This is a genomic window from Bradyrhizobium sp. cir1 (genome assembly GCF_014198245.1).
Classification (GTDB): domain Bacteria; phylum Pseudomonadota; class Alphaproteobacteria; order Rhizobiales; family Xanthobacteraceae; genus Bradyrhizobium.
In genome coordinates this window covers 12106-25672 of sequence record NZ_JACIHE010000043.1, presented here as the reverse complement: position 1 = coordinate 25672, position 13567 = coordinate 12106, and the positions used below count along the sequence as shown (strand labels likewise).

Annotated in this window: 10 protein-coding genes; 1 reads left to right on the top strand and 9 read right to left on the bottom strand. The window is 56.3% G+C overall.

Annotated features, from left to right (window positions below):
* Positions 1–19 precede the first annotated feature (19 nt).
* Positions 20–1072 (top strand): extracellular solute-binding protein, encoded by a 1053-nt coding sequence (locus tag GGD63_RS38535; RefSeq protein WP_183250376.1) that lies wholly within the window; start codon positions 20–22, stop codon positions 1070–1072.
* Positions 1073–1560: 488 nt separating this feature from the next.
* Here GGD63_RS38535 and GGD63_RS38530 read toward each other — a convergent pair whose 3' ends face one another.
* The 9 genes from GGD63_RS38530 to GGD63_RS38490 form a co-directional block, all read right to left on the bottom strand.
* Positions 1561–2748 (bottom strand): acetyl-CoA C-acyltransferase, encoded by a 1188-nt coding sequence (locus GGD63_RS38530; protein WP_183250374.1) that lies wholly within the window; start codon positions 2746–2748, stop codon positions 1561–1563.
* Between the two features lie 526 nt (positions 2749–3274).
* Positions 3275–4417 carry a CaiB/BaiF CoA-transferase family protein gene (locus GGD63_RS38525; protein WP_183250372.1) on the bottom strand — a complete coding sequence of 381 codons (1143 nt, stop codon included), beginning with the start codon at positions 4415–4417 and terminating at the stop codon, positions 3275–3277.
* Positions 4418–4568: 151 nt separating this feature from the next.
* Positions 4569–5246, bottom strand: a complete 678-nt coding sequence (locus GGD63_RS38520) for an aspartate/glutamate racemase family protein (RefSeq protein WP_183250370.1) — start codon at positions 5244–5246, stop codon at positions 4569–4571.
* A 26-nt stretch (positions 5247–5272) separates the two neighbouring features.
* On the bottom strand, positions 5273–6697 hold the full coding sequence (locus tag GGD63_RS38515) for a M20 family metallopeptidase (RefSeq protein WP_183250368.1): 1425 nt from the start codon (positions 6695–6697) through the stop codon (positions 5273–5275).
* Positions 6698–7081: 384 nt separating this feature from the next.
* Positions 7082–8176, bottom strand: coding sequence for an ABC transporter ATP-binding protein (locus tag GGD63_RS38510; RefSeq protein ID WP_183250366.1), 1095 nt, complete (start codon positions 8174–8176; stop codon positions 7082–7084).
* A gap of 11 nt (positions 8177–8187) precedes the next feature.
* Positions 8188–8988 carry an ABC transporter permease gene (locus tag GGD63_RS38505; protein WP_183250364.1) on the bottom strand — a complete coding sequence of 267 codons (801 nt, stop codon included), beginning with the start codon at positions 8986–8988 and terminating at the stop codon, positions 8188–8190.
* Positions 8978–9859, bottom strand: a complete 882-nt coding sequence (locus GGD63_RS38500) for an ABC transporter permease (RefSeq protein ID WP_183250362.1) — start codon at positions 9857–9859, stop codon at positions 8978–8980. The genes GGD63_RS38505 and GGD63_RS38500 overlap by 11 nt, the downstream gene beginning before the upstream one ends.
* Positions 9860–9950: 91 nt before the next feature.
* Positions 9951–11003, bottom strand: a complete 1053-nt coding sequence (locus GGD63_RS38495) for an extracellular solute-binding protein (RefSeq protein WP_183250360.1) — start codon at positions 11001–11003, stop codon at positions 9951–9953.
* 780 nt (positions 11004–11783) lie between these two features.
* The gene (locus tag GGD63_RS38490) at positions 11784–12962 is read right to left on the bottom strand and encodes a Xaa-Pro peptidase family protein (RefSeq protein WP_183250358.1); all 1179 of its coding nucleotides are present in this window, start codon (positions 12960–12962) and stop codon (positions 11784–11786) included.
* Between the last annotated feature and the right edge of the window lie 605 nt (positions 12963–13567).

The window sequence follows — 13567 nt, the reverse complement described above, 5'->3', positions numbered from 1 at the left end:
GAGAAACAAGGGGGCGGAAATGAAAAGGCGAACATTTCTAAGGATCACGAGCGCGGCCGCAGCCAGCGCTTTGGCTGCACCCTATGTTCATGCTCAATCTAAGAAATTTTCTGGTATTACATTGCGCATAAACGGATTCGGCGGCGGTTGGGACGAGGGTCTTACAAAGACAGTGGCCGCGCCGCTCGAAGAGAAGTATGGGCTGAAAGTGCAGTTCGTCCCCGGCACTCAGTCAGCGGACATCATTAAGTTGATCGCGAACAAGGACGATCCACCATTCGATCTGTTTCAGGCCGACAGTCCTTACATGGTCGAACTTCTCAAGGCAGGCCGCATAGAGGAGATCAAGGAGTCGGACGTTCCGAACGTAAAGCGGATCCGTCCCGGGTTCCGCGAATTCCGCGATTACGGTGTGCCATTCGCCGTTGCATCCGTGGTTCCTGTTTACAACTCAAGATATATCCGAACGCCGCTTACGTCGTACTCGGATATTGCGCGACCTGATCTCAAGGAGCGCGCAGTTATTCCGGCTCCAACCCTCGACACCAGCAGTCTGTATCTTCTTGGCCTGGCCGAGGAAAATGGTGGCTCGATTTCGGATATGGAACCGGCGTTCAAGATGCTGACTGCCGCGAAGCCTAATATTGTTGCGCTCGCACAGACAAGCGTCGCTGAATTACAGATGTTTCAGAGCGAAGAAGTCTATGCAGGCATGTTCTGGGCGGGGAGTGCCTACAGACTTCGCACTGCGGGCACTCCCATCGAAACTGTTGTCCCGTCGAAAGGCGTTTATGCGGTCACCAGTTTTATGAACATTGTCAAAGGAATGAAGTATCCGGAAGCAGGGCATGCGTTCGCAGACCAGTTGCTCTCCGATCAAGGGATCCTCGGAATACCCTACGCAATGCGGTATGAAGTACCGACCGACGTAAACGTCCCAGACGAGCTTCGCAAAGACCTCCTGTTCACCTCCCCTGAGCGCGCTGGCTTAATAAAGAAAGTTGATTGGCAAAGGTGGATTGCGGACCGCAGTTCACGAATTGAGCGCGTGAATAAAATTATTCGAAGTTGATTCGGTGACTAGCCTCGACAATTAGATCGTTCGAGTCTGAATTGCATTTATGCTGCTGATCGCTTTTGGTACCGCATCTTCCACGGACTCTGGTTCTCGATTCGTGCTGTCCGACCCGCTTTCGGGCCCGGCGCGATTCCGCTGTTTGAGACACACAGTCTTGCGCAGCCGAAAATGGTATCCAACGCGGTTGCGATGACGAGATCTGCGATCGCCCCTCGCGACCGAGATCTACTCGTCGACTCACCGAATACCGGCGGCGGGGTAAGGGAACGGCGCGAACAATGTTGAAGGCCTAGTCAGCCACTCCGGTGTCGCCTCCACTAGAGTGGAGATCTGAGGCCGTTGCTAGACCGCTCAGCAGCAAGTGGCGATTCTTTATGAGCCCGGCTTAAATCCGGGCACACACGGAGCGAACCCGGAGTCCAACGTTGCGTGCGCGCGATTCCGGGTCCATCGCGTTTCCGCGAATGCCTTCGACTAACACATTATTGGTTGACCTCGAACAGGCTAGCGGCTCCCATGCCGCCGCCAACGCACATGGTGACGACGGCGTACTTGGCCTTGCGGCGGCGGCCTTCGATCAAAGCGTGGCCGGTCAGCCGCGCGCCCGACATCCCGTAGGGATGGCCAACCGCGATCGCGCCGCCATCGACGTTAATCCTCTCCGGATCAATGCCGAGCTTGTCGCGGCAGTAAAGCACCTGCACCGCGAACGCCTCGTTCAATTCCCAGAGGCCGATGTCGTCAACCTTAAGGCCATGGCGCTTGAGAAGCCGCGGCACCGCAAACACCGGGCCAATGCCCATCTCGTCCGGCTCGCAGCCCGCGGAGACGAAGCCACGGAAGATACCGAGCGGCTTGAGGCCGCGCTTGGCGGCTTCCGTGTCGCTCATGATGACACACGCCGAGGCGCCGTCCGAGAGCTGGCTGGCATTGCCAGCGGTGATGCTAAAGCCTTCGCCGCGCACCGGCTTGAGGCCGGCGAGGCCTTCGGCCGTGGTTTCGGGGCGCGGGCCCTCGTCCTGCGACAGTGTGACATCCTTGAGCGAGACTTCGCCGGTGGTCTTGTCCGTCACAGCCATCTTGGTCGTGATCGGCGCGAGCTCGTCCTTGAATTTGCCGGCTTGTTTGGCCGCCGCTGTGCGGCGCTGGCTCTCCAGCGCATACTCGTCTTGCTTCTCGCGCGAGATGTTGTAGCGCTTTGCCACGATCTCGGCAGTGTCGATCATGGGCATGTAGACGTCTCTTTTGAGCTCCAGCAGCGCCGGATCCTGGGCGTGGAACGCGTTCATCTTGTCGTTCTGCACGAGAGAGATCGATTCGCCGCCGCCACCGACGGCGATCTCAACGCCATCGAAGATCACCGAACGCGCCGCGAGCGCGATAGCCTGAAGGCCCGAAGCACACTGGCGATCGATCGTCGTTCCCGCGACACTTACGGGGAGCCGCGCGCGCAGCAACGCGGTACGCGCGATGTTGTAGCCGGTTGCGCCCTGCTGCATAGCCACGCCCATTACGACATCCTCAACCTCGCTCGGATCGACTTTGGCGCGGGCAACGGCCTCGCGGATCGCATGCCCGAGGAGAGTTGAGCCCCCGGTTGTGTTGAGGGCGCCACGATAAGCCTTGCCGATTGGAGTGCGGGCGGTGGAAACAATGACGGCGTCGATCACTTAACGAACTCCTGTTGCGACGTGCTGTGTTAGGTCCGCTGATGGATTTGGCGGGAGCTGACATCGGCGGATGGTTGCATTCCCCATCCTTCAGCGGTGAAGTCCCGAGGTGCATGCCTCCTTAGATTTTCATCGCTGAAGTTATCATCCTTGCCAGGCCATGGCTGCGTCACGCGCCCTTTGCAAGGTCAGGAGCACCAAACCCGGATAGACGTTTTCTCCGATGTCGGTGGCCAATGGCGAAAAACCGGATCAAGTTTAGTCTACATCGCAAACATTGCACCAGATCCCACGCGTATTCGAGCAACGAGCGTGCTTTGAAGCCTAAGTTCTGCACTCCAGCCCACTTTTCGACGGAATTAATCAGACTGTTGTCTCTGCTATGTCCACATCCGACGGGGCGCCCATAGATCCATGTCCGCTCAGCAGGGGCACGAGTCTCACTCCGAGCGAGCTACAGCTGCGCTAGCCCGCGTTCTCGCTCAGCTTGCACCAACAACACAAAGTGTAGGTCCGTGAGCGACCTCTATGCACGCTGTGGAGGCCTGCCAAACTCTCTCCGCAATAATTCTGTATGGGCTCCACGAGCAGGCACAGGTCGCAACGCGGGGGCCTTCTCTTCCGCAACAATCGCAGCTGGCGCTATTACGTGGACGTCGCCTTCCGGGGTACAAACCGATACCCGTCGGAGATGGGGATGCTGGCAGACGTCCTCTATCTGGTTGAGCCTCCCATAGGCCAAGCCAGCAGCCTCCAACTGTCTCATCGCTTCGTCGCCGGACATTTGCGCGAAACGATCAACGACGATTTCATCCAAAGCGCCCCGGTTCCGGATTCGCTCCATATTGTCGGCAAAACCGGACTGGCGAACAAGTTCTGGTCGCTTGAGGAATTTGCTGCAGAAACTCACCCACTCGCGATCATTTTGAACGGAGAAGATGATTTGCTTGCCGTCGGCGCAGCGGTAGGCGCCATATGGCGCTAGCGACGGGTGATTCACGCCCGCTCGCACGGTGTGATAGCCGCTATAATCGAACTGGAGGACCGGAACATTCATCCAATCCGCGATCGCATCGAAAAGAGATACCTGAATAGTCGTTCCTTCCCCAGTGCGTTCGCGCAGGAGCAGCGCTTGCAAAATTGCGCTTAACGCAGTCATACCGGCCGATATATCGCACACCGAAACGCCGACACGCGACGGACCATCCGTTGTCCCAGTGATAGCACATAGCCCGGTCTCGCCCTGCACAATCAGATCATATGCCTTCAAATGCGACAGGGCACCGCCACTGCCGAATCCGGAAATGTCACACGTTATTAAGCGAGGAAACCGCTTGCGAAGATCTGCGGAGCCGAAGCCAAGCTTGCTGATGCTGCCAGGCTTTAGATTCTGAATGAAAACGTCCGCTTTCGTGATCATAGCATCGAGAACTGAGCGATCTTGCTCAACTGTGAGATCAAGGCAGATCGATTCCTTGCCGCGGTTCAACCAAACGAAATACGCGCTCTGGCCATTTACGAGGTTATCGTAATTTCGCGCGAAGTCCCCCTCGGGTCGTTCAACCTTGATGACACGAGCACCGGCATCCGCGAGACGGGAGGAAGCATAGGGCGCAGCGACCGCTTGTTCCACCGCAACAACGGTAATTCCTTGAAGGGCCTGTCTCATGCAAATGCAACCTTGATATTCGGAATGGAGGTGTGGGAAGGTCTGCTACTCGGAAACGAACAATCCGATCGGCTAACATCTCTGATCGACGCGTACGGCCCCATCTGGCCTCAATGGAGCCGCTCTGCCACGAGCTTCGAAGCCGGTACTTCTATGAACTCATTTCGATCAGCATCTTTGCCAAGCCGACGCAATCGGCCACGCGCAAACCAGTTTCGCGCCGAACCGCTTCCGATGCGATTGGAAAGCCAGTGCACTCAAATACGAACGCCGCTATACTAGGTTCGGCCTTCAAGAGCGCCTTCACCGTATTCATTACATCCTTGATAAGTTCAGTCGGCTCGATGTCAGGGACAGGCTCGAGCAACCGCCGCCATGAGTCGCTGCCTTCAATTCCCGCTACGGAGATATCGATGTCGGTGGATGACCATCCCGCAGCCTCAAAGTGATCTTCTGTTAGCTTGCTGGCATCGTAGGTGAGAATACCAACCTTACGGCCTAGTGGCACGGTTTGAGCGACAAACGGCACAAACAAGAGGCTTGAGAGGGCAACTGGTATCGACACGGCGGCGGATACTTCGGCCTGAAATACCCCGGCGAAGCCACAATTCGCGATGATCGCAGAGACCCCTTCGCTTTCCAATTGGCGAGCGCACTTGATGTACTCGTGCTTGACCGATTTGTCGCCCTCGGTGACCTTTCGTGCCGTTGCGCCCAGAACCTTTACGCGCTTGACAGGAAAACGAAATGTTCCAGGGCCCGCGAGAAACCCGGGATGCTTAACCGGCTCATTCTCGAGCTCAAGAATGCCCAATGTTTTTTCAGCCATTATAGGTCACTCTCAAATTTAGAGCGCTAACGAGGAGCCGACATTGTGAGGGGCGGCTCCTCGTTCATTCCAATTGGATTTCTGAAGCTATTTTGATCGCGAAACTGCTTGAGCGCGTCCTTTGCCGCGGACAGCAGGTCCAAATCGCAAAGGACGTCGGCAGCGACACCTGCCATGGCTTTAGCCGCGAGCGCTACCCCCTTATGCGCGGCTGGCGATTTCCCCTGCGCAACGAGCTGCCACGTATGGTATGGTGTTCCGACTGCAAAACACGCGACCCGGCACTGCACCGTAGGGACAACCCAGCTCACAGTCCCTACGTCAGTCGATGCGATGACCTCGGTTGAGACGCCAGGCAGCTCGTAAATTTGTTCGCACAGCGGTTCGGAGCCGAGCGGCAATCCGAAGCGCTCGTAGGAAGAACGAATTTCTTCCGCTGCCAGGGTTTTCTGAATCTGTTCCGCAAACTCCCTGTCTGTCCGATCAAATCCGGGGTTTCCCAACTGAACGAGGTTTGCGTGCATCCTTTCTTCCAGCGGCTTATTCGCCACCAAGTTCGCTTCTCCGGACAGCTGTTTTATTTCTACTTTCGTCTCGGTCATAAGAGCCGCGCCCTCAGCAATTTTCTTGACCCGTTCCAGTAAGTCCCACATGTCGTCGAGTTTGCGTGCTCTAATAGCGTAGCGCACAACCGCCCGCGCCTGAACTACGTTTGGCGCGAAGCCTCCCCCGTCGACGAGCGCGTAATGGACGCGCGCCGAAGATGGCATGTGCTCGCGCATATAATTTACGCCGACATTCATAAGCTCCACCGCGTCAAGCGCGCTCCGGCCAAGATGAGGCACCGCGGCCGCATGCGCTGCACGACCACGGAACGTGAATTCCATCTCGACACACGCCAAAGAAACGGGAAGCGAAACTCCGGTAAAGGCGGCAGGATGCCAGCAAATTGCCACATCAACGTCGTCGAAAGCGCCAGCACGGACCAGATAACTTTTTGCGGATCCCCCCTCTTCCGCAGGGCAACCGTAATAGCGTACGCGGCCAGGTAACCCGGCCTCATTCAACCAATCCTTGACCGCGACAGCGGCTAGGAGAGAGGCCGCGCCTAGCATATTGTGGCCGCAGCCATGCCCTGAACCACCCGGAACGAGAGGTCGCTCTGAAGCGACACCAGACACCTGGCTCAGACCCGGCAACGCATCGTACTCGCCAAGTATTGCGATTACGGGCCCACCATTGCCTGCTTCGCCCATGACGGCCGTCGGAATCCCAGCTAACGCCTCCGTCACCGAAAACCCTTCTGAGGCGAGCGCCTGGCGGTGCTCGCTCAGGGCAAAGAACTCCTGGTAGTTCAGTTCAGGATGATCCCAGATGCGGTCGCTTAAATCGAAAAACGTCGACTGATGAGCCTCAACGTGCCCCCAGACGGGCTTCGTGTTCCTCAACATGATTAACTCCGATCGGATCAGGCGACCATCATTTGGGACAAACAGCTAACTGCTGATTGCAAGGCCCCGCAATGAGTATGGTGCATCGGGTGTCAGCTAGAGGCACATTAGTCGTTGTATGGGAACGCTGATCGTCAATCGCGGCCTAGCCAATGACGGATTTCTGCACTTGATCTGCTCCGACGCAGGAATTCGGCCCAATCCTACTATCGCGTTTATCACCAAACTAGATTTTTCGTGACCTGACATCCATTGCCACTCCACAAGGGGCCGATCACATCTATCCCCCGATCAAGAATTCCGCTGAGCGAGGGCGTTGAGATAGGGCTCAAGGCTGCCCGCCCCATAAGGCTCGAGTCGGACAGGACTCGCGGAAGAGGCAGTCTAGGATGGTGCGGCTGAAATCATGCGCATATCGTCGATGCAAATGGTGATGTTGAGGACGTCGCCAACTTTGGGGTGGCGTCCGAATGGGAATCGATCCTGCATCGTCAATTGCTCACCATTCACGTCGAGCAAGAGGCGGGTTGCACCGCCGTAGTAATGTGATTGCAGAACGCGCGCATTCTGCGCAACTCCCTTTGCCCCATGACTGAAAAGCCTGATTTGTTCGGGGCGGATAACCGCTGTGCCCGGACCAGGGCTCCAGTTACCCTTTAGGCACAGTCCGCCGCTTGACCTGAAGGTACCATCAGCATCCACGATTCCATCGAGCAGTGAGCACCAGCCGATGAATTTTGCTACGAACGATGTCGATGGCGCCTCGTAGATCTCACCCGGCGTACCGACCTGTTCAATCCGACCCGCATTCATCACGACAATGCGGTCGGACATTGTGAGCGCCTCCTCCTGGTCGTGTGTGACGAACAGGGTTGTAACGTCGACGCCTCGGATGACTTCGCGAAGCTCTTCCCGCATACGCACCCGAAGTTGAGCGTCGAGATTTGAGAACGGCTCGTCAAGCAGGAGCACGGAAGGCCGCATGGCTAGAGCGCGAGCCAACGCGATGCGTTGCTGCTGGCCGCCGGAAAGCTGACCTGGCAGTCGCTCTGCAAGGTGCGGCAGCTCGACCAGCCTGAGCATTTCCTTGACACGCTCTTCTCGCTCCGCGCGGGCCCATTTTAGGTTTTCAAGCCCGAATGCCACATTCTCTGCCACCGTCATATGCGGGAACAAAGCGTAGCTTTGAAACACCATCCCGGTATCCCGTCGATAGGGAGGCTGACGAGTCATGTCTATGTCATTGATGCTCACGGTGCCCGAAGTCGGCTCTACGAATCCGGCAACCATCCGCAACGTCGTCGTCTTTCCGCAGCCTGATGGGCCTAGCAAGCACAACAATTCGCCGCGACGCGCGCCCAACGAAACATTCGCGACAGCGATCGATTCCCCGTAGTGTTTCGAAACGGAGCGCAACTCGACCACGAACTCATTAGCATCTCGCACGGCTGTCTCTCGGTCCTTCGATAAATTCAGCATTCGCCACCTCGCTATGCTAGCCGTTCTGCGCCGATCAAACGCTCGATCGTCAGAATGACGGAAAGAGTCACCAGGATCATGATGCTCGATACGGCAGCAACGAGTGGATCATAGCTGGTATCTACATACGCAAAAATCTGCACCGGCAGGGTCACCTTGCCGCCGTAAGTAAGAAAGGCGGAAACCGTTACGTTTCCGAACGACGTCACAAAAGCGAAAATCGCCGCAGAGAGTAAGCCGGGCAGAATGAGCGGCAATGTGATGCGCCGAATGACCTGCAGTGGGGTGGCTCGGAGATTCATCGCGGCTTCTTCAAGAACCCGCTGTTGCAAGGCAAGACTCGCCAGGATCGTGCGCATGACGTAAGGAATCGCAAGGACGAGATGGCCGAGCAGTAGCGGGTAGATAGTTCGTGTGAGCCCCAATCCTGCGAAAAGTTGCAGTAGCCCGATGCCGAGTACGACAGCAGGGACAATCAATGGTGAGAACGCAAGTCCCTGGAGGAATGCTTTTCCCGGGAATGAAAACCGGTTGATGGCGAATGCGCTAGCAAAGCCGATTACCAGCGCAACGAGAGCGACGAGCACGGCGACATACGTGCTGGTCCAGAGCGCACTCATAAATAAGTCGTTTTCCCAAACCTTCTGATACCAACGCAGCGAAAATCCTGCTGGCGGAAAATTCATCGTCTCACCGCTGGTGAACGACGATACAATCACCAAAACTGCCGGTAGCGCGAGAATGGTGTATACGAGACAGCGGATGCACGCGCCGGACACCGCCATCGCATTGTCGATGAGATCAGAGCGCATATCGTCCCCGTCCGGTGATAATACGAGAGCCGGCCATAGCGTTGAGCGCTGCTGTAAAAGCCAGCCCACTTACAAAGAGGACGAAAGCCATTGCGGCGCCAGAGGGCCAATTCAGTTCCGACATGATGCGCTCATAGATGAGGCTTCCGAGCATAACAACGCGATTCCCGCCGATCAGACGAGGCGTGATGAACGCCGAAATCGACAGCACGAAGACAAGGTTGAAGCCAACGAGAATGCCGGGGACCGCGAGCGGGATGATAATTCTTCTAAAGGTCGTGAAGCGATTGGCGCGCAGGTTTGCAGCCGCCTGCTCAAGCACTGGATCAATTTGAGTAATGACACTCATAACAGACAGGATCATGAACGGAAGAAACTGCTGCACCAAAACGATCATCACAGCTGGACGAGTAAAGAGGAAGATTCGCGGTGAAGGGATGATGCCGAGCGTCACTAGCAGTGAATTGACGAAGCCGTTACGGCCAAGGATGATCAACCAGCCGAACACAACGACCACGAGACTGAGCGTCAGCGGCATGATGACGATGAGCGTCCGCCATCGTCGCGCCGATGGCGGAAGGCGAGCGAGCGAATATCCGGTAGGAAAGCCAATGACCAAACAGATTAGGCTAACGATGAACCCATCGATGAACGTCTCTACCAGCACTGACGTGTAATAGGAATCCGAAAAGAACCGGACATATTGGTCCAACGTGAACCCGCTTCCCTCGAGGAGATGACTACCGGGCAAGAAGCTCGATCGCAGCAATCCCAATAGCGGAACGACCAAACAGCCGATGAGAAGCAAGACCATTGGGGCGAGCAACAGAGTTGCGGCTATCATTCGGCGATCGAAGAGAGGTTCCTTCACGATGGATCTTTCGAAGCTTGCATGTGGGCATCCGTTGATGACGTTGTTACGCGCACCAAAAAGGTGCGCGCAAGGCGGTACGTCAGCGTTGTCAGGTGCGAGTAATCTTGTTGACCCGCTCGATCCGAGTACTGCGGTCTGCGATCCACCTTTCCCAATCAATTTTCTTTTTTAACGCAGTGCGCTCAGGCGAGTTGAACAGAAGGTCCTTGCGAAGGTCGTCCGGCAATTTGACATCGGTCGTCACGCCGTACCGGAGTGCCTCAGGAATTGCGAGCATACCGACATCGGAGAGCAATTGCTCAGCAAACGCGTGCGCAGCTTCCGGATACTTGGTGCGCTTGATAACGTTCATGTAAGCGCTGACTGAGTAAACTCCGTTAGGCGGCACCACGGTGACAATGGGAACGCCCTTCGTGCGCAGCTCGTGAGCGCGGCCGTCCCAGAAAATCCCTGCATAGACCTCTTCATTTTGGAACATCTGCATTTCAGCGACGGTTGCTTGCGCGAGCGCGACGATGTTCGGCTTCGCGGCCGCCAGCACCTTGAACGCCGGCTCCATGTTCGAAATCGATCCACCGTTTTCCTCGGCAAGCCCAAGAAGGTATAGCGTCGCAGTGTCAAGGGTCGGGGCAGGAATGACCACGCGAGCAGCCAGATCGGGGCGCGCAATATCTGAATAAGATGTGAGAGGTTGCTTGATGTATTTTGAATTGTAAACTGGAACGACTGACGAGACGGCGAATGGCACACCGAAGTCGCCGTACTCACGGAACCCTGGCAGGATCCGTTTGACGTTAGGAACGTCTGACTCTCTGATCTCCTCGACCACACCAGCCTTAAGGAGCTCGATCATGTACGGGCTATCGGCCATGAACAAGTCATAAGGAGGATCATCCTTGTTCGCGATCAGCTTGATGAGGTCCGCCGATGTGGAGCCCGCGGTGAATTGAACCTTTAGCCCGTATTTCTCCTCAAGTGGCGCCACGACACTCTTTCTGAGGGCCTCGTCCCAGGCGCCGCCGAAACCGTTTACACGTAATGTAACGCCCGCAAATTTTTTGGACTGAGCGCGGACACAGGGGGCAGCCAGAGCGCCAGCTGCGGCTGCCGTAGCGATTTTTAGGAATGTACGCCTCTGCATGTCGGGCTCTCCTCGCTTTTTTCGCAATCGATAAATCTGAAGTGACTCGCCTCGAGCTCGACAACTACCCGGCCGCACGCTCTTCTTCAGCGGCAAGCTCATCCTAGAAGAGCAGAATCCATATAAGCGCAGCGAAGCGCCGGGCAACGATCCTTTGAACTCGGCGCCGCGAACCACCGAACCCCATGAGACGCGCTCGGAATTTCGATGCAGGTTGCGAGCCACCGACATTTCGCGCCCCCCCGCGTCTGGGAACCCCTCACCTGCAGCATTCCTCTCTTACGATCAGATATTAACGCCCGCAGAAAACGCGTTTCATCAAAAATTCAGCAAATAACACAGAAAATATGCGCCAGGCATCTCGTCTGCGATGTTTTTAGTACCGATTTGCCTGGAGGATGCACAATCCACCGGCTCAATCAGCTGAGATCTAAGCCCGGCGCCAACGCTTACGCCGAGCCGCTAGGAGCAAGATAGCTGGTGCTGCCGGTCACTTGGGACCACCCGCGAAGCCACAGAGCCCTCGCAGGCTCAACCGGCGCCGATCGCAGCTCGCCATCGAATGCGATTCAACGGTGCTACTGCCTGCGGATGGCGGAGCTGGAGCGGACATTGTCGGCAGCGCGAGACACTGCAACGGAATAACAAAGGTCATCGTTACCTCGTCAGCCGCCGCCACATCGTCGCGCTTGGTCGGACACCCAAGTATCGAATGCCAGCTGCGGCAACGCGGCCGCAGCCTGCAACAATTAGCTAGGGCTGCGACCTATAACTGTTCCACTATTTGACGAATAGGACCCGCGGTGTCGAGGTCAAGGGCTCATAACCCTTGTCAGTGACGGCGAAGGGCTGAGTTATGGCGACACTTCGATCGTCCAGCCACAATCCAGGCATCATATGAAAACACATGCCGGGCTGAAGAACAGTTTCGTCTCCCTTTCGCAAATTCGCGGTGCGCTCTGCCACCGATGGCGGATAACCAATTCCGATGGGATAACCGAGCCTACCTTCTTTCTCGAGTCCATGGCGCGCGAGTACTCGTGCGAAAGCCTCCTGGACTTCAGAGCACGTGCGACCCGGACGTACACTTTCAAGGCCTGCATTCAAGGCCTCGACTGCAATCTCCGACAACTTTTGGTAGGCGACGGAGGGCTTCCCGAGACAAATCGTACGGGCAATATTGATCTGATATCGAAGTCGATTTCCGTGGACCTCGACATTGATTGTCGTAGACGCCGGAAGTGGCTTGTCGGTCCAGGCGGAGTGGGGTGCGAGAGCGCGTTCGCCAACGCAAAGATGTAGCGCTGAGGAGGCATAGCTACCTCCGAATTCCGGCGTACCTGAAATCTGCTGGTGATAGATGGCAGCCGCCAGGTCGCATTCGCGCATGCCGGGCTCAGCGGTGTCGACCGCCCGCTTAAGCATCGCATCTCCGATCTGACCAGCCTGGCGCATGAGAGACAGTTCGGCTGGACTTTTTGTGAGGCGGATCCAGTTGATTAGCAGGTCTGCGTCTACGAACTCGGCGCTGGGCAGCGCTTTAAGAAGATCAGCATGTGCACGTGCTGAATAGTAGAACCCTCCCATCTCTACGCCAATGCAGGCTCGTTCATCGCCAATTTCCTTTACGACCTCTGCCACGAAATCGTACGCGGATAAGGTGCGGGAGTTTACATACTCATCTGGAAAGGGCCTGATGTTATCTTCGGAGAGATAGGTCGTAAGTTTTGCCGAGATGCGATCCATAAAGCGTGTGATAAAGATGGGCTCGGCGTGATTAAGCGCCACGATTGCCATTTGTGGCGTATAGAACGAGTAGGCATCGTAGCCGGTCAGATAGTTCAGGTTGGGGGGCTCCGAAACGAGCAGAATATCGATCCCGCGCTTAGCCATCTCTTTTTTAACGGCCGCAACGCGCTCATCGAATTCGGCCCGTTCAAAGTGCAGTAGCTTTTCCATACTTTACGTAGCCTCCAAGTTCTGACTGAATTCGCGGTTGGATGCACTCTTTCAGGAAGGGCCAGCTCACGGCGCTCTATCGTGAGCTCCTCCACAAGCTTGCTTCCGATGCGCACCCTGAGCCAAGCTTACCCCATCATTACGTCCAATTCCTGCCTGGAAGAGCCGGTGCGCTCATAATTTCTGCGTTCTTTCGAAATGCGCGCTAAATTGTGCAACCTTAGAGACTCAAGTTGTCAGCCCCCTTACTTTGTAAGCATGCCTCTGCCTGCTCGATCATCTCTGGCTTGGAATAACCGGCGCACTAACCGCAAGCAGCCCTGCCTCGGCGCACAATCGCGCGCGGAAGCAAACTTTGAGAGGCCGATTTGCGTCCCTCAATTCTAACTTCGAATATGACAGCTTAACGAGGCCGGCACCGGTGCGACCCGATATTCTGCCAACTGTATCGGAAAACTAGATCCGAGTGCTTGGTCGTCACTTCATTGCTGTCACTCCTTTTCGAGTGGCGAACCCGTGCGCTCCGACGCTCAAGAGGCGAGAATATAAATCTCGCCGCCCCACGCATGGCCTCTAGGTTCGAGTGAGATCCTTTAGGGCGTCAG